This window comes from Pauljensenia sp. UMB3104 (assembly GCF_030217285.1).
Classification (GTDB): domain Bacteria; phylum Actinomycetota; class Actinomycetes; order Actinomycetales; family Actinomycetaceae; genus Pauljensenia.
Genome location: NZ_JASONN010000654.1, coordinates 1 through 230, shown reverse-complemented (window position 1 = coordinate 230; position 230 = coordinate 1). Strand labels below are relative to the sequence as shown.

At 62.6% G+C, this 230-nt stretch carries 1 protein-coding gene; it reads left to right on the top strand.

The genetic code is table 11. The annotated features are described in order from the left end of the window. The coding region (locus QP415_RS13155; protein WP_285100369.1) for a transposase at positions 1-230 on the top strand (230 nt) is incomplete at both ends.

The window sequence follows — 230 nt, the reverse complement described above, 5'->3', positions numbered from 1 at the left end:
GAGATCGTCGCGATGGATGGATTCACCGGCTTTAAGAGCGCCGCCGCCGAAGAGCTCCCAGACGCGAGGGCGGTCATGGATCCTTTCCACGTTGTGCGCCTGGCCGGTGATGCTCTCGATGAGTGCCGCAGGCGCATTCAGCAAGAACTTCACCATCGGCGCGGGCGGGCCACGGATCCCCTGTACAAGGCTCGCAGGATGTTACACACCAGATCTTGCCTGCTCACCCC